This window comes from Deinococcus sp. Arct2-2 (genome assembly GCF_004801315.1).
Lineage (GTDB): Bacteria > Deinococcota > Deinococci > Deinococcales > Deinococcaceae > Deinococcus.
In genome coordinates, this window is the sequence record NZ_SSNW01000028.1 from 1 (window position 1) to 19,616 (window position 19,616).

Genomic DNA, 19,616 nt, shown 5'->3' on the forward strand with positions numbered 1-19,616 from the left:
GGGGGAATAGAATTTGTTGATCCCCCACTCTACTCTTTTTAATCGGAGTCCGTATCAGCGCCCGCCGCTGGAGCGGGGCCAGGTCTGGGGTGACGCACGTGGGCAGCGGTTGGGGAACGGAGGCCAGCGGCCGGCTCTGCGCAGCGGAGTAGAGAGCAGGAGCAGAACACGGCTCTCGGAGTCGTACCAGGACAGTGGGGGATGATCCGGGCACAAGACATCGCTTCCACCACGGCCAAGGGCAACATTCGGAGTTGCTTGTGTTGGGGATACGTCAGCTTCGCTCAGTCGAAGAGCGGTCAAAACTGTCCCGATGAGGCGAGTCATGGGCAACAGCAAGCCAAACACGGAAACGTTTCTTACTGGAGGCTCTCCAGCTCGTCCTTAAACTGAATCAGCACTTCTTGCAAGTGGCTACGAATCTGGAGTTGGTCAACTCGGTGCAGCATGGATGCTCCCCGAACGCTCGGCCTTACTGCCGTTTGGCCGCTTTGTGCGCGTACATGCGGCGGTCTGCTAACCGCAGCCAAGCGGCGCCGTCCGAGTTTTCTGAGGGGAAGCTGGCCGCTCCCAACCCGACGCGCAGAGTACCGCCATCCAGAGCTTGTAGAGCCTCAAGAAGGCGTGACTCAAAAAGTTTCGCTTCTCGATCCGTTCCGGGCAGCAGGATGGCGAACTCGTCTCCCCCTAAGCGGTAGGCGTGTCCAACACTCTGAACCAACTCTTTGAGACAGGCCCCAACTTGAGCCAGCAGCGCGTCACCCGCCGGATGGCCCCGCTCGTCATTCACCTGCTTGAAATTATTGAGATCCAAGACGAACAGCGTGAGGGGCTGGAGCAACTGGATATATTCGGCCACCTGAAGATCGAATGCGCGGCGATTGCCGAGTTCGGTGAGACCGTCAAGGTACGCCAGCCGCTTGAGCTCGACCTGTGCAGTATGGGCCAGCGTAAAGTCTTCCTGAACCCCAACGAAGTACCGCAGCACGCCCTCCACATAGAGGGGCCGGATGCGGATCTTATACCACAACGGACTGCCGTCTTTGCGGTAGTTGAGGATGACCCGCTCGATGGATTCTGCCCGGTCTAAGGCCTCACGGATCGCTTCGACATCGGCGGGATCCGTCTCCGGCCCCTGCAAAAAGTTGCAAGGTTTGCCCCGAACCTCATCTGCGCTGTAGCCCGTCTCTTCTACAAATGTGGCATTCACGTACAGGATGCGCCGCTGCGCGTCCGTGACGATGAGGCCGATGTCAGCGGTATTCAGCACCTGCCACACCACCTCATGCGGCAGATCTGGCGGTTGCAGAACACTCACGGGCGTGTCCAGTGGGAGAGGGCTTGCGGCGAGAGACCAGCCACGTCAGATACGGGGCGGCCCAAATAGTACCCTTGGGCCAAGTCTGCGCCCAATTCCATCACCAACTGCAGTTCCTGCGCCGTTTCGATGCCTTCAGCCACCACCCGGATGCCCAGCTCATGGGCGTAATGGACAAGAGCCGAGACCAGCGGCACGCGGGGATCGCTGCCATGCAACCCGGAGATCAGCGCTTGGTCGAGCTTCACCACATCGGGCTTGAGTTCAGTCAGGTAAGTCAAACTGGTATGACCCGCACCCAGATCGTCCAGCGCCACCTGCGCCCCTTCCGCCCGGTAGCGCTCCAGAATTCGGCCCAGCAGCGTGAGATCCGGGAACGCTTCGCTCTCAGTAACTTCAAACAGGAGGCGGGAAAGATCTGCCCCAACTTCCCGGCAAGCGGTGTAAGTCGTTTGCAGGCAGACATCGGGGTTATAGATCACACCCGGCGCAAAGTTGATAAACAGAATCTGCTCTGGCCCCAGCTTGGGGTAGCCTTGCAGGATCGCATGACGCCGGGCCAGTCCATCGAACGCCCGCGCTTGCCCGTGGGCGGCCGCCGCTTCCAGTAAAGCACCAGCTCCAAAAAAATGCCCCTCCCACTGCGCCCGGACCAACGCTTCGTAACCGTAGACCTGACCGCTGCGGAGGTCAACGATAGGTTGAAAGTGAAAGTGCAAGTGGTCACTGGCCTCTTGAAACCAGGGGCTACCCAACCGTTGGACCCACTGTTCTAGGGGGGCCAGGCCCCAAGGATCTAAGGACGTTCCATTCCAAGCAGTTGCAAGGAGCTGGAAGCGTTCCGTATGCGAGAAGCTGGCGAGCAGCGCAGGCAGCTTCTCGAAAGCTGAGCAAGGAACCAACAGCGCACCCTGTTGCAGGTGCACGGGGAGGTCATACGCAGTCAGCAGTAACGCGAGCTTGCGCTCTACATGGACAGAAGGGGCGCGGAGGGCCAAGCCCATCAGACCGTCAGGTACGGAAGACGCGACCGCCTGACAGTCGCACAGCTGTGGGCGGTCAGGGGGTTCTGAAGGCGAAGGCTGAATGGGCAGCGAAGAGGACATGAACAATAGTTAATAAGAAAGACTATCTCAAAACTATCTCGCAATGCTTGTCAATGGATTAAATGAATAAAGATTCAAGAGCATTGACGGGCAATACATTGTGATCTAAGTGCCAACTAATACAGCGCAATGCGGTTGATTATCACATTCGACATTGATTGCTGCTTAACCGTCATTGGTTCTTGCCTAGATTGTTGGCCCTGCGGGCCATCCCACAGGCAGGCGGTTAACTGCAATGGTTCGGACAATTTCGGGCTAGTTTGAAACTGAAATTCAGTGGCCTAGACGAATTTGAGTTTGACTCCTGGATGGCCGTAGAGACTGCGGTCATCCGAAGGGGCCATCAGGGAATAGCCCCTCATCATCACCGTGCAACCAGCGACGAATCGTCCGGTTGGAACATGCCGCGTCACTGGAGGGATTCTGAGTGTTCAAAGCGGAAGGAGTTGGATGAACACCTCGACCACACTGGGGTCGAAGTGGACATTCGCCTCTGCTCTGATGTGATTGACGGCCTGCTCCCGAGTCCATGCTTTCCGGTAAGGCCGGTCACTGGTCAGGGCGTCATACACGTCCACTACCGCAAATGCCCGTGCTGCCAAAGGGATGTCCTTGCCCTTCAGGCCCAGCGGATACCCGCTGCCATCCCATTTTTCATGGTGATACTGCGGGATATCCAACGCCGGCCGCAGGAATTTGATGGACGAGAGCAGCTCCACCGCCAAGCGGGGATGCTGCTTCATCTTGTCCCACTCCTCCGGCGTGAGCTTGTCGGGCTTGAGCAGGATCGCGTCCGGCACGCCCATCTTGCCGATATCGTGCAGCAGGGCCCCGCGGCGCACATCGACCAGTTGCTGCGCACGAAGGCCTAGGTGCTGGCATAATCTGACTGTCAAATCGGTCACGCGCCTCGAGTGGCCTTCTGTTTCATAGTCGCGCAGGTCCAGGGCCCGCGCCCAGCCTTCAATGGTTTCCTCATAGGCAAAACGTAACTCCAAGGTGGTGTGTTCAAGCGCCCGAAACAAGCCCGCATTGTCAACAGCGATGGCGGCCTGACTGATCAGCAGCTCAAAGGTTTCCAACCAGACTGAAGACGGTTCGAATGGCTGACGGTGGAGCACTTCGAGCACGCCCAGCACCTTGCCGTTGGCGATGATCGGTGCCGCGTAATACGCCATCAGGTGATGCTTGTTTAACATCTCGCGCCAGGGCTGAGACACCAGCACGTTCTGTAAATCAGGGATGCTAAGCGGTTGACGGGTCAGCGCGACCCGGCCGGACAACTCTTCCCCTAACCGGACAGTAAACCCGTGAAGCGCGGTGGTAAAGCCGCGCGCGGCGGTGTACTCGAGCGTGAGGGTCGAGGCATTGAGCAGCAACACCGTCGCGGCGTCGGCACCCAACTGATGCCGGATATTGTCGAGGATCATCCCCAGCGTGATGAAGAGCTGTTCACTGGTCTTATGGGGTTTTCTGTGCTAGGGAAGGATGTGGGTGTGAATCTGGAGTGTTCTGGCCATGCCTTTACCCCTTCACCCCGCGCAGGCGTTCAGCCCTCAGGCGGTCACGCGCATCGAAGAGTGCCCGGAATGCCAGGAGGGTCACCGTGAGGCTGCCTAGGGCGCTGCTGGCAGCGAGGACGAACATGATCACGATTTGGTAGCGCACGGCGGTGTCCGGGGGCGCGCCTGCCAAGATTTGCCCGGTCATCATGCCCGGTAAGCTCACGATTCCCAGTACCGCCATGCTGTTGAGGGTCGGAATCATGCCCGTCTGCACCGCCGAAGCGATTTCTGCGTGCGCCGCCTCCCAGCGGGTCGCTCCCAGCGCGAGCAGCCCCTCGATCTCGGAGCGGCGGGCCACCACGTCCGAAGTAAAGCGGTCAAGAGACAGCGAGACGCCTGTCAGGGTGTTGCCCAGCACCATGCCCAGGATCGGCACAGCATATTGGGGTTCAAACCACGGATGAACCTGCAAGATGCCCGCGAGCGTGAGGCCCGTGAGCACAAAGGAACTGCCGAACACCGACAGGAAACTATCCAGATAGATCCGGGCGTAGCGCCGCCTCGCCCGCCCGACCGCCGCCTGGGCAGCCAGCAGGGTCATGACCAACCCGATACCGACGACTGTGAGAGGATGCCGCAGGGCGAACACCCATCCCAGGATCAGTCCGACGAGCAGGAGTTGCACCGTCATGCGTGCGCCTGCCACAACGATCTCGCGGCCCAGGCCCAGCTGCAATCGCCAGGACAGCAGGGCGTTGACGAGCATCAGCGCCGCTGCGAGCGCGACTTGGTGGAAACTGAGCGCTACGCTCACGGCGTCATCTCAACCGTCTGTAACCCCACTTCCCGCGTCGCCACCCGGCCACGCTGCGCCGCGTCGTGGCTCACCCATACGAGGGCGCGTCCGGGTTCAGCCTCACTCCAAGCGCACACCAAGCGTTCGGCCAGCAGGGTCGCGTCCGGATCAAGAGCACTCGTCGCCTCGTCAAGCAGCAGAACAGCCGGGTTGAGCAGCAGCGCCCGCACCAGTGCCAGCAGTTGGGCTTCGCCGCCAGAGAGCCGTGCCACGTCTAGGCCGAGAAACGCCGCGTCCCGCCCTAATGCGGCGAGGAGTGCGGCGGCCTGCGAGACCTCGAACGCCTTGTCCCGGTGAATCCGCAGGGCGAAGGGACGGCGCAGCTCGCCCAGCACGCGGCCCTCTCCGGGTGGTGGGCGCTGTGGAAGATACATCACGCGGGCGCGGTAGTTCGGCATAGGCCACTCGTGTTGTGCCCGGCCCTGAAAGTAGACCTCACCTGCCTCCAGCGGATCAAGTCCCGCGAGGGCGCGCAACAGCAACGTTTTCCCACTCCCGGAGGGGCCGATCAGGGCGGCCCGTTCCCCCGCCTCTACGTTTAGGGCAAAGTCCTGCCACAGCACCCGTTCTCCTAGGGTGCGGCGCAGGCCCGAGGCCGTGAGCAGGCGCACACTCATGGGGAGAATGGCCCGTATACCGGGAGAGGGGAAAGCAGGCTCATGATGATCCGCCCTGCAGTGTACGCAGTTCCAGCCTGATCGGAATCAGCTCGGCCCAAAGCTCTGGCCCAAAACCTGGCACAGACAGCCCCCGTGTTCTGAGCAACTCGCTCGCACTGCTGGAATTGAGAAAGTGGACGGTTGACCACGGAGTTCATCCGCAGGCGAGCAGGAGCTGGAATCAGCTGGAAGACCGTCTGAACCGCAAGGTCATCTGGAGATAGATGAAGGCCGGGCCTGAAGCGCCCACAGCGCCAACCCAAGGAAGGCTGCTTCGAGTACCAGAGAAACGACACCAGCCGGTTCGCCCCAGTTTCCGATGTCTCCCCTCGCCCCCGGCAGTCCCGTGCTGCGCGTAAGGACATACCCGAGGATGGCTCCTGCCGAAATGAGCGCACCTAAGACGTACCCCATCCGGTGTTGATGACTGAGCAACCATGCGCCTGCTGCCGCGCAGCCAGCCACCAACAGGATGTACAGCCAGCCCAAAGATGGGGTTTCCCCCAGTTTGTCGGGAATATCGCGGAAGTGAATCCATCCGATCCCCAACAGCAGAATCAGGCCCAGCCCGTGGTGCCGCAACAGTGTCATGATTTGCATTCGGATGCTCCTTGAGAGGGCCTGCTTGCCGGAGGTGGCGCGCCAACCAGCACCGTAAGGCGGGAAGGTAAAGAAGAGGTATAGCGGGGGGTATTCGTGCAAAGTCAGGGCCACCAAACGCCGCACCCCACCACCTCCTCATGGGGAAGTGCTTGCCCCTAGCTCTTCAGCCTCAGCGCCCAAACAGGTCGGTCATCGCTCCCGCGTGCGCCGCTTCTCGCAGTGGAGGCAGGCCCCAAGCGTCTTCAAGAGTCCGCAGCAGACTGTAGTGGTTGTACGGGCGGTTTGACCGAATACCTTGCGGGCCGTCACTGGTCACCACGACCGTTACGACGTTTCCCCCGCCCCCGGCCCGGTCTGTGCCCTCGCTCTCATCAAAGGTAATGATCAGGGCGGCGTGGTTTTTCCAAGCATTGGAAGTCATGATCTTTCTCGCCCACTCCCGGACAAACGCGTCCCCGGTCTGCTCTAACCGTGCCCCCGGCCAACAGGTCAGGGCACCGTGGAGGTCGTGGCACAAGTCCGGTACGATCAGGGCGAACGTGGGAACTGTTCCGGCGTGCAGGTCGGTCTCTAACCCTTGCAGCGGCACCACGTTCCGCGACCGGCGTGGATCTTCAGCGATCTCCGAAGAGAGCATCAGGGGATTGTGCTTCTTGGCATAGACGCCTGCAAAGGGGCCGTCCCAGCCGGGGCGGGGTAGACCTTGCATGTAGCCCTTCCAAGTGAGGCCCACGCGCTCCAGTTGCAGGGCGAGGTTATCGCCGGAGAAGCGCTGGCTGGGGTCGTCGCTGCGGCTGCCGAAGGTGCTGCCGAACAGCAGGGCTACGTAGTTGGGCAGGCTGGGGTGGGCCACCCCCGTGTAGTTGGTGGCCAAACCATAGTGCTGCGCGAGCGCATTGAGGGTGGGCAAGTTGGGATTGCCGATGACGCCTTTGTCTGAAGTGTTCTCCAAGACCAGCATGAAGACATGTGAGAAGGGTGGCGGCGGGTTGGGCGGAGTCGCCGCACACAGCAGTAACGGGGCCAACCACAGTAGGAAACGCGCCGAAAGTATGCGGCGCAGCGCGCGAGATTCAGGAAGTAGGGCAAACTTCGACATGGAAACCTCTGGATACTGGAAGGAGAGAGAAGGGAGAGCTAGGGAAGGTCAGGCCGGAAAGCGCAGGCAGACCTCGAAAGCGTCTGCCTCCCAATGCGGCAGGAGTTCGGCGTTCCAGCGCCGAGCCAAGGCGGCCACCAACGGAAGGCCCAGACCGCTGCCGGGTGTGCCCTGAACCCCTGAGCCGCGCTCAAACGGCTCCAGAAGACGCCGCCAGTGGGCTTGGTCTGGCCCAGCGCCCAGGCTGCGTACTGTCACTGCACGCTCTTCAACACGCACCAGCACGCCTCCCGCACCGTACTTGAGCGCGTTCTCGATCAGGTTGATCAACGCTCGCCCCACCCCTTCCTCCTCGGCGTACACCCAGCTTTCCTGCACGTCGAGTTGCACCTGCTGACCTGATCCCCCTGCTCCCTCATCAAGCGCATCTACGGCGGCTACAGCGCTCCCGGCCAGTTCCACCCGCTGCAGGTGAACGGGGGCGTCGGTGCGTGCCAGAGCCAGCAGGCTTTCTGAAAGCCCCACCAAAGCTTCAACCCGGCCCTGCATCCCCCTCAGGGCGCGTTCGTATTCAGCCGCCTCGCGCGGGCGCTCTAAGGTCAGGTCGAGGCGGCCCCTCAGCACCGTCAGTGGGGTTCGCAGTTCGTGGGCAGCCGTGCGGGCAAAGGCCTTCTCGCGTTCGATGGTGCCTTGCAGTCCGTCCAGCATGGCATTGACGGTGGAGGTCAGGCGGGCCATCTCGTCGCGTCCCGGAGCCGCCGGAACGCGTTCCTGATAGCTGCCGCGCCGGGCAATGCCCTCGGCGGTGCGGGCCACCGCGTCCACTGGACGCAGGGCACGGTCGGCCAGCAGGTACCCGGCTCCGCAGGCCACCACAACCATCAGGACGCTGCTTGCAATGAGGATACGGGCCAGCGTTTCCAGCAGTTCTCCCAATGTATCGCTGGGCCGGGAGATTCGCAGGAACAGGCCGCCGTCCACAGGCAGGGTCAGTATGCGGCGTTCATTCACCGAGAGAACCCCCGGTCGCAGGGTGAGGGCTTGGTCGTGTTGCTCCTGACCAGCGCGGGCCAGCCGCGTACCCGTAGGGGAGAGCAGCTCGATAGAGAGGTCGCCCGAAGGTTTCAGTTCGGGGGCAAACTTCCAGCGCCCGTCCTGTTTCTCTATGCTGCCCTGAGCGACGCTGGCGGTTTCCCTCAAGGTGGCGTCCAGAGAATGGGTCAGGCTGCTTCGTGCCAAGACGTACACCAGCACAGCGCCGAGTAAGACCGTGACTGCGAATACCAGCGCGTACCCCAGCGTGAGCTTGACCCGCAGGCTCCAGTCCTGCGGATTCCAGCCCTCTATCCTCGCCCACTTCACCCTGCCTCACCCCGGCCCAATCGGTAGCCGGTGCCCCGAATGGTGTCGATCAGGGCGTCGGCAGTCTTACGGCGGATCGTAGACACATACACGTCAATCACTTTGGGCTCCACGGATCCGCCCTCGCCGCCCCATAGCCGCTCGATGATGTGGTCGCGCGAAAAGGCGCGCCCCGAATGGAGCGCCAGCAATTCCAGCAGCGCAAACTCGCGGCGGGTCAGTTCAGCCCGCACGCCGGAGCCATACAGTTCCCGGCCCCCCAAATCCATCACCCAGCCGCCGGGAAGAGACACCGTATTTTGTGCGTTGCCGCTGGCCCGCCGCAGCAAGGCCCGCACCCGCGCCCGCAACTCCTTGAAGGCAAAGGGCTTGAGCAGATAATCGTCTCCCCCTGCTTCCAGCCCTTCCACCCGGTCTTCCACGGTGCCCCGCGCCGTCAGGTACAGAATCGGCGTGGTGAGGCCACCCGCCCGGAGGGAACGCCCCAACTGGTAGCCCGCGTCAATGCCTTCGGGCAGCATCACGTCCAGCAGGATCAGGCCGTAAGGAAACAGCCGGGCGAGTTCGCCGCCCTCTGCGGCGCTCCCGGCGCGGTCGCACTCGTAGCCTTCCTCGGTCAAGCCGTCACTGAGCAGTTCGGCAATGTGTGGGTCATCCTCGATGATCAGCAGCCTCATGTGGCGTTCTCCTTGCTGCCGTGCGGTGTCAGGGGATGTAGCAGGCCGTACACGCCCAGCACCCACGCCGCGCCGGTCAGCCAGCCGCACAGGACGTCGGTGGGATAATGCACCCCCAAGTATAGGCGCGAGATACCGACCAATCCGGTAAAGGCTACCCCCAGCACGAGGGCGGGCCAGCGGTAGGGCGTGCGCCAAGCCAGCAAGATCAGCGCAGCGACAAAGGCGGCGCTGTACATGCTATGCCCACTGGGAAAACTGGCGTCGTGCTCCTGCACCAGTCGGGGCCACAAGTCGGGGCGCGAGCGGTGCAGGAGCAGTTTCATGACGATGTTCAGGGCCGCCGCACCCGCCACGCTCAGGCTCCAGAACGCCGCCAGTCGGTGGCCTCTGAACCACAGCACGGCGAGAATGAGGGCGCTGACCGGGGCGATAATGGGTGCGCCGCCAATGGTGGTGAACAGGAGCGCGATCCGGTCTAGCCTCGGGGTGGCGAAGTGGTGGAGCCACAGCAGAAAGGGTGTCTCGGGAGCGAAGCTCTGTCCTTCGAGGAGATCTTCAGCGACCGCTCCGACCAGGAGAAGGGGGAGCAGGATTCCGAGGAACAGACGCAACAGGGCCACGGGACGGATTCGGTGGCGGTGAGAGAGGAGGGTGCTCATGCCGCCTAGCCTGCCGGGACAAGGTAAAGAAGCGGTATACCAACCGGGGTCATCAGGCCAAACCCGCTCAGAAAGACTGCGCCTCCGGGCCTGTGATCTCCAGACGTGGCGCTCTATACCGGCATTTTACCCTCCGACTTTAAGGTGTTCCGCAGCGGCTTGCTCTTCAGAACACAACATGCAGGGCAGACCATGGGCCGCTGAATGAGGCACACATGAACTCACGCCTGAACACAGATACTCCTAGCCTAGGTCCGACCTTGTGGAGCAAAGTTCCGGAGGTGACCGTCTTCTTTTGGATCGTCAAGGTGATGGCGACGACGGTGGGGGAGACGGCTGCCGACTATCTCAACACCAACCTGCGCTTGGGCCTCACGGGAACCACCCTGCTGATGGGCCTGCTGCTGGCGTTGGCCCTGACCGCCCAGTTCCGCCTGAAGCGGTATGTGCCCAGCGTGTACTGGCTGTCCATCGTCCTGATCAGCGTCGTGGGCACGCTGATCACCGATAACCTCAGCGACAACTTCGGGGTCAGCCTGTGGACGAGTACCGGGATATTCAGCGTAGCCCTGATCGCCACGTTCGCCCTGTGGTACCGCCGCGAAGGCACTCTTTCCATCCACAGCATCTTCACGCCGAGGCGAGAGATGTTCTACTGGCTGGCGATCCTCTTCACGTTCGCACTGGGTACGGCGGCGGGCGACCTGATGGCCGAACAATTGCAACTGGGGTATCTGCCGTCAGCGCTGATCTTTGGCGGGGTCATCGGCGCGGTGGCGCTGGCTCACGTCTTCGCCCGCCTCGACGGCGTCTTGACCTTCTGGCTCGCCTATATCCTGACCCGTCCCTTGGGGGCGTCTATTGGCGACTACCTCTCGAAGGGCCATCAGGCGGGCGGTCTGGGGCTGGGGAGCACTCCCCTCAACGCCGCCTTCCTATGTTCGATTCTGGCGGTGGTCGCTTTTCTGACGGTCACGCGCCGGGATCAGGCCCAGATCGTCAAGGCCAGTTGAGCCGCTGCACCGGCGGGCAAAGCGAAAAGTTCGGTTCCTTCGGTAGCGTGGGGGAGGCGTCTGGAAGCCTGAGGCGCACGGCCTACCAGCTCTGATTGGGGCAGCAGGGGCGTTTCATAGGCTGGCTGAGTTTCGGAGACCATGCCGCGTTTTTACAGACTTGCTGAGGCGTGTTTTCGCGCGCCACTCGGACTCTTTGGGCATGACACCATGTGCTACGCGCGTGCTACAGGGCCGGGATAGATGGGGATAATCGGGGATGGGTCAGGATGACGGGAGTCCGAAGAGCGTGTCCCAGACGCAGATTGGGGATGAACCGGGATAGACCGTGACGGCTCCGTCTAGATTGGGGTGGTAGGGGTCACGGACTTGTCCATAGGCGAACACAAGATTCCGCGATCATTTAAGCCAACGTGACGCCGTCAAAGGCGGCCCGGACTTCACTGTCGTCCATTTCGGCGTAGATGGCGGCGGTGTCGAGCTGGGCATGATGCAGGTGCTGAGCGACAACCCGCAGGTTCTTGGTTCAGGCGTACATCAGGGGACCGGCAGTGTGCCGCAAGCTGTGGACTTCCCGGCCGTCGTACCGGATGCCAGTCCGGTCACAGAGCGCTTTCAATCGCCGCCGGAGGGTCACGGGATCTTTCCAGCCCAGTACCAATCCGGTGCTCGGCCCCAGCGCCTTAAGTCCTTCAACCACCTGGGGTGGCACGGCCACACGCGCTTTCTTGCCGCCTTTCCCGTTGACCACCGTCAAAACCCCGGCCCCCAGATGGACATCTTGCCAGTCGAGGGCGGCGGCTTCGGAGATGCGCAGCCCGCACATGCCCATAAGGAGCAGCATGGCGTGCTCGGCGGGGGTGACGGTGGAAGGCCCAGTAAAGGGCCACCACGGCTGCCCGGTGGGCATTGACACTGGCCGGCGCGAGGCCACGCGCCTCCACGCGCCTCGAGGCACCTGAGGGACTCGGTACCCGTGTCCGGGTCAGCGGCGAGGAGTTGTCCAGGGGCGCGGTTCAAGGCCCAAGTGAGGTCTGCGCGGGTGCTGGCCTTCTCCGCCCTCAGGGTGAGGGCGGAGCGTTTGCCCTGCAAATTTTGGTGGTGGCGCAACAGGGCCCACAGGGCACCGAGGTTCCGTGCGGCGACAGGTTCGCGCAGGCGTTCGGCACGGTTCTCCCGCTTGACTTGTGCCCAGGGGTAGCTTTCGGCGCGGTAACCCCCCTGAGTCATAAGGGAATCCCTTTACAGACAGTTTTCTCCTGCTGACCTCATTCCGCCGCATCCTTCTCCTCTGATAATGACCATTGTTCGGGAAATTTACCGAAGCATCTGTCCGCTCCTTTGGTCGCCCGTCTGACAGTGGCTGAGAGTGTTGCCTTCGCACCGACAGTGGCCAAAGCCGCCCCACTGGCCTGTGAGAAACGGCGCGTACTCCAGTATTTTCCAGCAGATACCGCTTGTTGATTCAGTACTGATTGGCGCCAATCAGTTAAAACTATCTAAATACGCATTTACTTAGATACTTAAATAAGTAAATAATTACTCTGCCCACACGTTGCTTCCACGACAGTCGTCGGGAGGGTGGGAAGCGGCTGGGTCGCGCCATTGTTGGCATCACCTCCTGCGCGTGAGGCTGAGCAAGCGGCTCGCGGCGTGAATAAAAATGTCACGCTGCTCCCGTTGGGTCGAGGCGAATGCGCTCCGAAGTGTGAAGCCGCCACCTCTAGAGGCTCAAGAGGTAGCGGCGCTGCCACCCGCCCCACCGAGCTCGGTGGGGCGGGTGGTGATGTCTGCTATCTGAAACGGAATTAAATTGAAGTGGTCATCTCCTGAGCCTTTCGCGTCCTGGAGCCAACAACTGACCAGCACCGACCGACAGGAGACCTACTTTCGCCAGACCGCCACTGTGACTGAGCCGCACGTGTACGAAGAGGTCCGCGTATAGCCCTGAGTGGTATAGCTCGCCTGTTTTTCCGCTGCCTGGGCAGTGTTCATGCCATGAAACGACGCCCACTGGCCCTGTCTCGGCACCCACGTCGAGTTATAGGTGGAACCGTTCGAGGCGCACGTAATCAAGTTCGGCATCATGTTGGAATCGGCCAAGTGGTCAACCAGGGGCTGATAATCGGCACCTTCGGTACCGTTAAAGGTCAGGTTTCCGGCGGGCCGGGGGGGCCAGAACAGCACCGAGGCATTGGGGAAGGTCTTGCCGGCCAGCGGCGTCCAGGGACCATTCAGACTGGCTTTCCCGCCGGTAAACGGCGTGGTGAGCCCCCGCCCGAACGTCATGGGGATCGGCTGACCCCCCTTCTGTAGATGCACATGGAGGTGGGGGGCGGAAGAGGCCCCGGAGTTGCCGATGCGCCCCAGGAACTGCCCGGCATTGACCCGGGCACCAGCGGTGACCCGCACCTCTTGTTCGATCCCTGTGCTGTCGCTCTTGCCATTCGTGCCCGTGAACACCTGGGCATTGTGGGGGCACAGCGCGGCAGGAATGCTCCCGGGTTGAGCGTGGGCATACAGGGCTTGAGAGCCGTCGTCTTGCAAAATCCACAGGTGGTTGCCGCCGCCGGCGAACTTCAGGCCGGGCTTGTACAGGGGGTGCAAGGATCCCGGAATATTGTCAGGGGCGTTGCGCCAGCAGCCCACGACCGTGCCGGCCGCCATAGCGTAGAAGGGCTTGCCGTACACAATCCAGTTGCTGTTGACTGTGGTGTCGGTGGTGCCGGCTTTCATCCTGGACCAATTGGTGTCGGACACGCGGCGCAGGGCGCCGATGTCCTTGCCTTCCGCTTGAATCCCACCCGTGTGAACGCCCGCGTTGTAGCGCTCGCCTGCGTTGAGGTCGTCCCCTCTGAGAGGCAGGGTGAGAGCAGCGGCTGTCCAAGGAAGCGTAGCGATCACGAGGGCGGCCAGCAGGGTTGTTGAGGTCATGGGTGGACTCCTTGACAAAGAGAACGAGCGTCAGGCCTGAGCGGCGGGGGAGGGGGCACCGTGGCGCGCCATGAGCGCGGCGGCTTCCTGCGGACTGGTCAACCAGGGAAAAAACTGTGGCGGATGATTGAAGCCGTTCACGAAGGCGTGGGCCAAACTGGGATGGCGCTGCGCGGCGTCCAAGACGCCCAGCACGTGTGGCGGCGGTGGCCCGAGCAGTGCGTTTGTCCAGTCGGTGACGTACTGGGCGTAGCCCCAGTAATCTTCGAAGGTGTCCTGCATCCAGCTGCGGTCAAATGGACGGTCACCCTGCCACAGAATGCGTTCCAGATAGACAGCGGCGGCGCGGGCGGCGCTGCCCGCCCCCTGACCGGTCAGGGGATCGTTGACCACCACGGCGTCCCCCAGACCCAGGACGGGCCGGCCTGACGGAAGTGTGGCCACCGGATGCCGGACCTGTGGGGTGACTCGCCCTATGAGGGTTGCCATCGCGTCGGTCAACTGGGCGTCCTGGACCCGGTCGTATTCCCAGGGAACGAAAGTCGCCATCAGCGCCAGCATGCGTTGAACCTGTTCCGCGGCGTCCTGGACGTCCCCGAAGACGTCCAGTGGTCCTCCCGGGATGGCCTCGATCAGCACGTTCTCATAGGGCAGCCACGCGCCGTCCGCCGTGCGGGTCAAACCAGGCAGCAAAAAGACCTCGCCGACTCCAGGAATCAGATTGAAGGTCACGGCACTGTGACCAGAGCGCGGCCTGACGCCTGTGAGATAGGCCAGCGCCAGGTGGCGTTGTGGCACGTCATACGGACTGCGCGGCGCGTCTCGTTCAAAGATCTGGCCCAGAGCGCCCTTACCGGTAGCGACCAGCACAAGGTCATGGGTATCGCTCAGGCGCTCGGCGGCCGTCACATCCGCGTGCTGGGTCACCACCTGCCCCCCCCGCTCCGCAAACGTGCGCTGCCAGTGCGCGAACTTGACGCGTTGATCGAGGCTGTAGGCCGGATGATCCAGCCGAGCTTCGAAAGACATGGCCTTGTGCCCGGGCAGCTCAGGGTGCGGCACGCTGAAGGCAATGCCCTCGACCGGGGGGCAAAGCTCGTCCCAGAAGTTCAGGTTGAGCTGCCGCTCGGTTTCACAGGCGTCGTGAAACAGCGCCTGCGTACTCATCACCCGGCCCGACTCGACCTGCTCTGGTGTCCGGTCCGTCACCAGCGTTACCTGATACCCGTGATGCTGTAGACCCAGAGCCAGTTGGAGTCCTGCCTGGCCAGCACCGATCATCGCTATTCGCCTCATTCATCCTCCGTTCAGGCGCACATGCGCCAGGTCCTGGCCACAGCCTGTGGCGTTGGCCTCTGGTCGTCGCTTGTGAACCTGAGCGAAGCTTAGGAGCAGGCCGTGACATGGGCGTGACGTTTGATCGCTGAAAGAGGAATGCCGTCTCAGACAGGCTTTTCGGCCAAGTAAAACATCAGCGTACTAGTTTCTCATCCTATGCTCATATCTTGAGATGCCAAGAAATCTTCCCATGTCCCTGGCAGGGGTTCACCCACCAGCGCGCACTGCTGACGGATCTGGGTGTAGACCGACACCAGAGTCATCACCTCACCGCCTTCGCGCAGGCACCGCAGAGTCAGCGACAGGGCCGGCCAGTCAAACGGATCCATCGCCAGGAGAATCTGCCCCAGACGGGCAGCCTCTGCCGGATCCTGTGGTTCGGCAGCGTAGGCCGCCAGCCGCAATCCGTAAGCCAGAACGTCCCGCGCGCTCGACAGAAAGTCAGGAACGTCAGCGGCATAGGCGCCGCGCCACAACGAGGTCTGCTGCGTTTTCAAAAAGAGTTCCGCATCGCTCATGACCTCCGCGCCTAGGGCGTAGCCGTAGTCGGTGCGCACCACACAGGCGGCACCGTACGTGGCGCGCAGGCGACGAATTTGTTGCCTCAGCCGCCCCATGGCCTGCTGCGGATCGTCATCCGGGGCCAGGATTTCCAGCAGCTCATCTGGGGTCACGCCTGGTCGCCCGGCCAGACGGTTCTCGAGCAGGCAGATGAGCAGCCTGAATCCCTTGGCGGACCGCTCTGCCAGGACTTCGCCGTCCTGCATCATCTGCACCGGGCCCAGGACATTCAACTGGAGCAGGTCAGGCGTGGAGGTCGGCTCAGAGAGGGCTGGTTCCAGGGGCGCGTCCACCTCATCTCCGCCTTCTTGCGGCGGAAAGATTTGTAGTGTCCGGTAGGCGAAGCTGGAAAAGTGATGCTGCCTGAAAAAAGCCAGGCGCCGCTCTGCGGCCTGCCGGTCACCACGCAGACGGTCTGCTTCCAGCCCGAAGCGCTCCGCGTAAGCCGCCATCTTCATGGTTCGCCCCAGCGCGCACGCCTCCTCGAACGCTTGAATCGCGGCGGCGGTCTGTCCCTGACGTTCAAGCAAAAACCCCCGGGCAAAGCGGTAGAACGGTGCAGTGGCGGTTTGCCCGGTGGCCCGGATGATGGCCTCCCCCCCGTCAATCTGCTGCTGCGCCCGCACCAGATCGCCGTGTGCGCTCTCGGCCCACGCACTGATACTCATCACCCAGGTCAGCAAACTCTTGTCCTGGACCTCCTGCGTGAGGCGCAGGCCCTGACGTGCGTGCCTCACAGCCAGGAGACCGTCTTGAGGCCGCGCCCATTCCAGGGACAGATTGCACAGGTACAGTTGGGTCAGGATGGTGTACATCGAGGCCTGGTCTCCGCTCAGCAGTTCCTGGGCGGCCAGCAGCAGATCTTGAGCTCCCTCAAAATCGCCCTGAATCATCAGGCAACTGGCCAGTTCGCCCTGGGCCCGGGCCAGGAGGCGGGGGTCGCCCTGCGCGTCGGCCAGTCGCACCGCCTGCTGTGCGTCTGCCGTTGCCGCGTGCACTTGCAGGGCCCAGCTGAGGACGCGGGCGCGCTCGAGGAGCAGCCCAGCTTGAAGACTGAACGCGCCGGCATGAGCACTGACCTCAATGGCCTCTCCGAGAGTGGCAAACATGTGTGGATTCGCCTGTGCAATCTGAATTCGGCCCAGGGCATGAAGAAGCGCGGCGCGCTCGGCGGGTTCAGGATTCCGGCCCAGCGCCCGCCGGATGCTGGTCTCCGCCTGATCTGCCTGACCAGTCCGCAACTGGGCCATCGCCACCTGAGCAGGCACCTGGGGAAAGCCGTCCAACTCGTTTTGATGCTGGGTCCAGATCTCCAGCGCTCCCGTAAAGTCGGAGGCGCCCACCCGGGTCTCCAGCCAGCAGGCCCAAAAGTCAGGCCGCTCGCGCAGGGCCCCTGGCGCGTTCTCCAGGAGGCGCTCAGCCTCCTGCCCCCGACCGGAGCGGGCCAGCAGCCCCGCACACAGGTATAGGGCTTCGGAACCGAGCGGGTCCAGCGAACAGGCCTGTGTGGCCCTGTGCAGGGCCCGTTCCAGTTGTAAAGGCGCCAGCGCCTGTGCCGCCTGAAGTGCCGTGGCGGCCCGTTCATGAAGAGGAACGAGGTCGGCCAACTGATCCAGGAGATCGGCACAGGCAGCCGCCACTCCCTGAGCCTGCGCTGACACGAGCGCCTGTTCCAGCACCTGCACGGCCTCAGCGGCTGGAAGCTCGGCCCAGGGCAAAAAGCGGGCCGCGTGCTCCGGTTGAGTGTTCAGCAACGCCACACAGCGCCGCGCCACATCACGGCGCTGACGGTAGGGCGTCTCCTTGAGAGCGACTTCCCGGAACAGAGGATGACCGAAGCGGTGGCCGACCAGCAGGCCACTCGCCTGAGCATCCCGAACGAGAGAGGCGGCGGTGTCTGCCTCAAGGTCACCGAGCGCGCCTGCCGTTTCGATATCCAGCTGGAGGTCCGGCAAAGCGGTGTCCCACATGGCCCAGAGACCCAGCAGGCGCTGACCATCCGCTGGAGAACCAGAAGGCGAGTGCACCACATTCAACTGGTCTGCGATCAGGGCCTCGACACTCGTCGGAAGGGTGGACGCCGCCGGCTCTCTCCAGCGCCAGCGATCACCATCCAGATACAGAGCACCACTGCGGGTCAGATGACGGACGAACTCCAACATGAAGAGCGGGTTGCCCTGACACCGGGGCTCCAGCCAGAACAACGCCGCTTCCGGCAAGGGTCCCTGAAGCTGGTGTTCCAAGACCACACGCGCCGCCGCTGCACTCAGGGGAGCGAGCCGCTGTTCTGCGAAGGGTTCAGGCAGCGCCGTGCGACTGGTCACCACCAGCGCCACTCCCTTGTTCCGCGGAAGTGAGCGGGCCAGTGCCAACCAGAAGTGGGCCGTGCGGTCAGCGATTTCGTGATAGTCCTCAGCCCAGACCACGATGGGCGCCGCGTGGCTGAGTAAGGCGCTAATGGCCGTACCCAGGACTTCCGTCTCCTCCCGCTGACCTCCGAGGTGACGCCCGAGTGTCTGTCTGGCCCAAGATGGAACGCCAGAGTTCTCCAGAAGCGCCGCGAACCCCATTTCGGCAGTTCGGGTGTGCATCTGGAGGTGGGCGCCCGACCAGCCGCTGAGCAGTTGCTGGCCCAGATGCGTCTTGCCCATGCCAGCGTCGCCCACCACGGCAATGGCTTGGCCACCTCTTCGTGAACAGATCCGGTCAACACGCTGCTGCAAGATGGTGAGATTGTCTGACATAGAGTGTCCTTTGCCCCAACTGACCCGTGGGTTCCGGTTGATCAAGCCGCGTCGCACTTCTTTCTTCCATTATCCGGCAGAGCGTAAGGGAAAATACAGTTGGTGCCAGCTTAATACATATGACTGAGCGCCCATGCAGGCGGCCGTCATGTCGCAGATGGAAGACCGATCGCGCAGTTGGGTTCTGAACAGGTGTTGCTGGCAAGTCAGACCCGAGGAGCAACGGCAGCAGGTGGCCTGAACTTCAGGCCACCTGCTGCACGACGGTTTTCCAGCTTCGCCGTGCGCTGCTCAGGGTAGATCGTCGGGCGCGAGCGGGTACGGCCGAACGGGCAGAGCCGTGAAGAGTGGTGGTGCTGGCGTGCAGGTCAAGAAATGCTTGCGCACGTCTCCTCCGTTTGAATCCTTGCAGTTGGCGTTCCTGACACCGTGTAGGACGGTGTGATTGCAAGGTCAAGCTAGTACAGCGGGCTGTGGAGATCACCTGCCGGTGGTCGACGTCAGTCAGGCTCGGGATCTCCCGAATCGCCGCTCCGTCACCCCGCAGCTGACCCGGTATGAATGACCTCTGGGACATCGTCTTCACCCAGGAGGCGAGTCAGGACGGTCGGTGCGGCCCCGGTCTCACGGTGCCGCTGGAGCAGGATGCCCTGCACGGAGCCGTGCTCGTCTCCCGCTCTCCAGACCCAGTGGCGAACACCATCGACGCTGGTACAGACCTCACCGGGGTGGCGCAGTTCTTCTCCGAAGAGGGGTCCGAACTTGATCCACCACTCGCGGAGGGTCTCGTCGCTGACCTGTTGGGCCGCGCACGTGGCGCACTTCCTGCACCTCACGGTCACGGAGGGGAAAGCGGTGGGAGAGCCAAACCGCGTGCTAGATGGGTTGTTACGGGGGAACCAGTGGCGGTAAGGTTTCGGATCAGTCACGGCGGGTCAGCCTCCCCCGGTCCCGTGAAGGCAACACCACCCCTCCACCTGCTGGGCCTGCCCAAAGCCGCGCCTGTACCTGCTCCCAAACCCAGCCTGCTGGAGCGCGTCAAAGCCCGAATGAAGCGCAACAGTTGACCCAGATTCTTTTCAGAGAATCTGGGCGCGTTCTTGCGCTTCGCCTGCAAGAAGAGCCGGACATTCTGGCGTCCACGCTGATCGACCGCTCCGTCGCTCGGCCCGAAGCGCC

At 62.6% G+C, this 19,616-nt stretch carries 15 protein-coding genes and 1 pseudogene; 1 reads left to right on the forward strand and 15 read right to left on the reverse strand.

Going from position 1 to position 19,616, the window contains the following annotated elements:
- Window positions 1-472 precede the first annotated feature (472 nt).
- From E7T06_RS12425 to E7T06_RS12470, 10 genes are all read right to left on the reverse strand, one after another.
- Window positions 473-1,318 (reverse strand): GGDEF domain-containing protein, encoded by an 846-nt coding sequence (locus tag E7T06_RS12425; RefSeq protein ID WP_136366108.1) that lies wholly within the window; start codon window positions 1,316-1,318, stop codon window positions 473-475.
- The gene (locus E7T06_RS12430; RefSeq protein ID WP_240741037.1) at window positions 1,315-2,424 is read right to left on the reverse strand and encodes an EAL domain-containing protein; all 1,110 of its coding nucleotides are present in this window, start codon (window positions 2,422-2,424) and stop codon (window positions 1,315-1,317) included. Before E7T06_RS12430 ends, E7T06_RS12425 begins: the two co-directional genes overlap by 4 nt.
- 431 nt (window positions 2,425-2,855) lie before the next feature.
- A complete protein-coding gene (locus tag E7T06_RS12435; protein WP_136366109.1) occupies window positions 2,856-3,854 on the reverse strand; it encodes an HD-GYP domain-containing protein in 999 nt (332 codons plus the stop codon).
- A gap of 94 nt (window positions 3,855-3,948) precedes the next feature.
- Entirely contained in the window at window positions 3,949-4,743 is a 795-nt protein-coding gene (fetB, locus tag E7T06_RS12440; protein ID WP_136366110.1) for an iron export ABC transporter permease subunit FetB, read from the reverse strand.
- Window positions 4,740-5,402 (reverse strand): ATP-binding cassette domain-containing protein, encoded by a 663-nt coding sequence (locus E7T06_RS12445; protein ID WP_136366111.1) that lies wholly within the window; start codon window positions 5,400-5,402, stop codon window positions 4,740-4,742. The genes fetB and E7T06_RS12445 overlap by 4 nt, the downstream gene beginning before the upstream one ends.
- A gap of 252 nt (window positions 5,403-5,654) precedes the next feature.
- Window positions 5,655-6,044, reverse strand: coding sequence for a hypothetical protein (locus E7T06_RS12450; RefSeq protein WP_136366112.1), 390 nt, complete (start codon window positions 6,042-6,044; stop codon window positions 5,655-5,657).
- Between the two features lie 172 nt (window positions 6,045-6,216).
- Complete coding sequence (locus E7T06_RS12455) at window positions 6,217-7,008, reverse strand: alkaline phosphatase family protein (RefSeq protein ID WP_168733515.1); 792 nt, start codon at window positions 7,006-7,008, stop codon at window positions 6,217-6,219.
- 186 nt (window positions 7,009-7,194) lie between these two features.
- Window positions 7,195-8,508, reverse strand: coding sequence for a HAMP domain-containing sensor histidine kinase (locus tag E7T06_RS12460; protein WP_240741038.1), 1,314 nt, complete (start codon window positions 8,506-8,508; stop codon window positions 7,195-7,197).
- Complete coding sequence (locus tag E7T06_RS12465) at window positions 8,505-9,185, reverse strand: response regulator transcription factor (RefSeq protein ID WP_136366114.1); 681 nt, start codon at window positions 9,183-9,185, stop codon at window positions 8,505-8,507. Before E7T06_RS12465 ends, E7T06_RS12460 begins: the two co-directional genes overlap by 4 nt.
- On the reverse strand, window positions 9,182-9,847 hold the full coding sequence (locus E7T06_RS12470; RefSeq protein WP_240741039.1) for a phosphatase PAP2 family protein: 666 nt from the start codon (window positions 9,845-9,847) through the stop codon (window positions 9,182-9,184). The genes E7T06_RS12465 and E7T06_RS12470 overlap by 4 nt, the downstream gene beginning before the upstream one ends.
- 281 nt (window positions 9,848-10,128) lie before the next feature.
- Here E7T06_RS12470 and E7T06_RS12475 point away from each other — a divergent pair, with 281 nt between their 5' ends.
- Entirely contained in the window at window positions 10,129-10,860 is a 732-nt protein-coding gene (locus E7T06_RS12475) for a hypothetical protein (RefSeq protein ID WP_240741040.1), read from the forward strand.
- 526 nt (window positions 10,861-11,386) lie between these two features.
- Here the strand turns inward: E7T06_RS12475 and E7T06_RS12480 are convergent.
- The 5 genes and pseudogenes from E7T06_RS12480 to E7T06_RS12500 form a co-directional block, all read right to left on the reverse strand.
- Window positions 11,387-11,794: a site-specific integrase gene (locus E7T06_RS12480; RefSeq protein ID WP_136366116.1), complete on the reverse strand. Its 408-nt coding sequence runs from the start codon at window positions 11,792-11,794 to the stop codon at window positions 11,387-11,389.
- A gap of 950 nt (window positions 11,795-12,744) precedes the next feature.
- The gene (locus tag E7T06_RS12485) at window positions 12,745-13,794 is read right to left on the reverse strand and encodes a M23 family metallopeptidase (RefSeq protein ID WP_136366117.1); all 1,050 of its coding nucleotides are present in this window, start codon (window positions 13,792-13,794) and stop codon (window positions 12,745-12,747) included.
- A gap of 30 nt (window positions 13,795-13,824) precedes the next feature.
- Window positions 13,825-15,075, reverse strand: a complete 1,251-nt coding sequence (locus E7T06_RS12490; RefSeq protein WP_205750919.1) for a styrene monooxygenase/indole monooxygenase family protein — start codon at window positions 15,073-15,075, stop codon at window positions 13,825-13,827.
- A 206-nt stretch (window positions 15,076-15,281) separates the two neighbouring features.
- Window positions 15,282-18,437 (reverse strand): hypothetical protein, encoded by a 3,156-nt coding sequence (locus E7T06_RS12495; protein ID WP_136366119.1) that lies wholly within the window; start codon window positions 18,435-18,437, stop codon window positions 15,282-15,284.
- Between the two features lie 244 nt (window positions 18,438-18,681).
- Window positions 18,682-19,366: pseudogene (locus E7T06_RS12500) on the reverse strand (DDE-type integrase/transposase/recombinase).
- Window positions 19,367-19,616: the final 250 nt, after the last annotated feature.

What these genes read in the sequence shown, in the direction of transcription:
- E7T06_RS12430 (WP_240741037.1), bottom strand. Translation starts at nt 2,424, where the DNA reads ATGTCCTCTTCGCTGCCCATTCAGCCTTCGCCTTCAGAACCCCCTGAC.
- E7T06_RS12435 (WP_136366109.1), bottom strand. Translation starts at nt 3,854, where the DNA reads ATGATCCTCGACAATATCCGGCATCAGTTGGGTGCCGACGCCGCGACG.
- E7T06_RS12445 (WP_136366111.1), bottom strand. Translation starts at nt 5,402, where the DNA reads ATGAGTGTGCGCCTGCTCACGGCCTCGGGCCTGCGCCGCACCCTAGGA.
- E7T06_RS12450 (WP_136366112.1), bottom strand. Translation starts at nt 6,044, where the DNA reads ATGCAAATCATGACACTGTTGCGGCACCACGGGCTGGGCCTGATTCTG.
- E7T06_RS12455 (WP_168733515.1), bottom strand. Translation starts at nt 7,008, where the DNA reads ATGCTGGTCTTGGAGAACACTTCAGACAAAGGCGTCATCGGCAATCCC.
- E7T06_RS12465 (WP_136366114.1), bottom strand. Translation starts at nt 9,185, where the DNA reads ATGAGGCTGCTGATCATCGAGGATGACCCACACATTGCCGAACTGCTC.
- E7T06_RS12470 (WP_240741039.1), bottom strand. Translation starts at nt 9,847, where the DNA reads ATGAGCACCCTCCTCTCTCACCGCCACCGAATCCGTCCCGTGGCCCTG.
- E7T06_RS12485 (WP_136366117.1), bottom strand. Translation starts at nt 13,794, where the DNA reads ATGACCTCAACAACCCTGCTGGCCGCCCTCGTGATCGCTACGCTTCCT.
- E7T06_RS12490 (WP_205750919.1), bottom strand. Translation starts at nt 15,075, where the DNA reads ATGATCGGTGCTGGCCAGGCAGGACTCCAACTGGCTCTGGGTCTACAG.
- E7T06_RS12495 (WP_136366119.1), bottom strand. Translation starts at nt 18,437, where the DNA reads ATGTCAGACAATCTCACCATCTTGCAGCAGCGTGTTGACCGGATCTGT.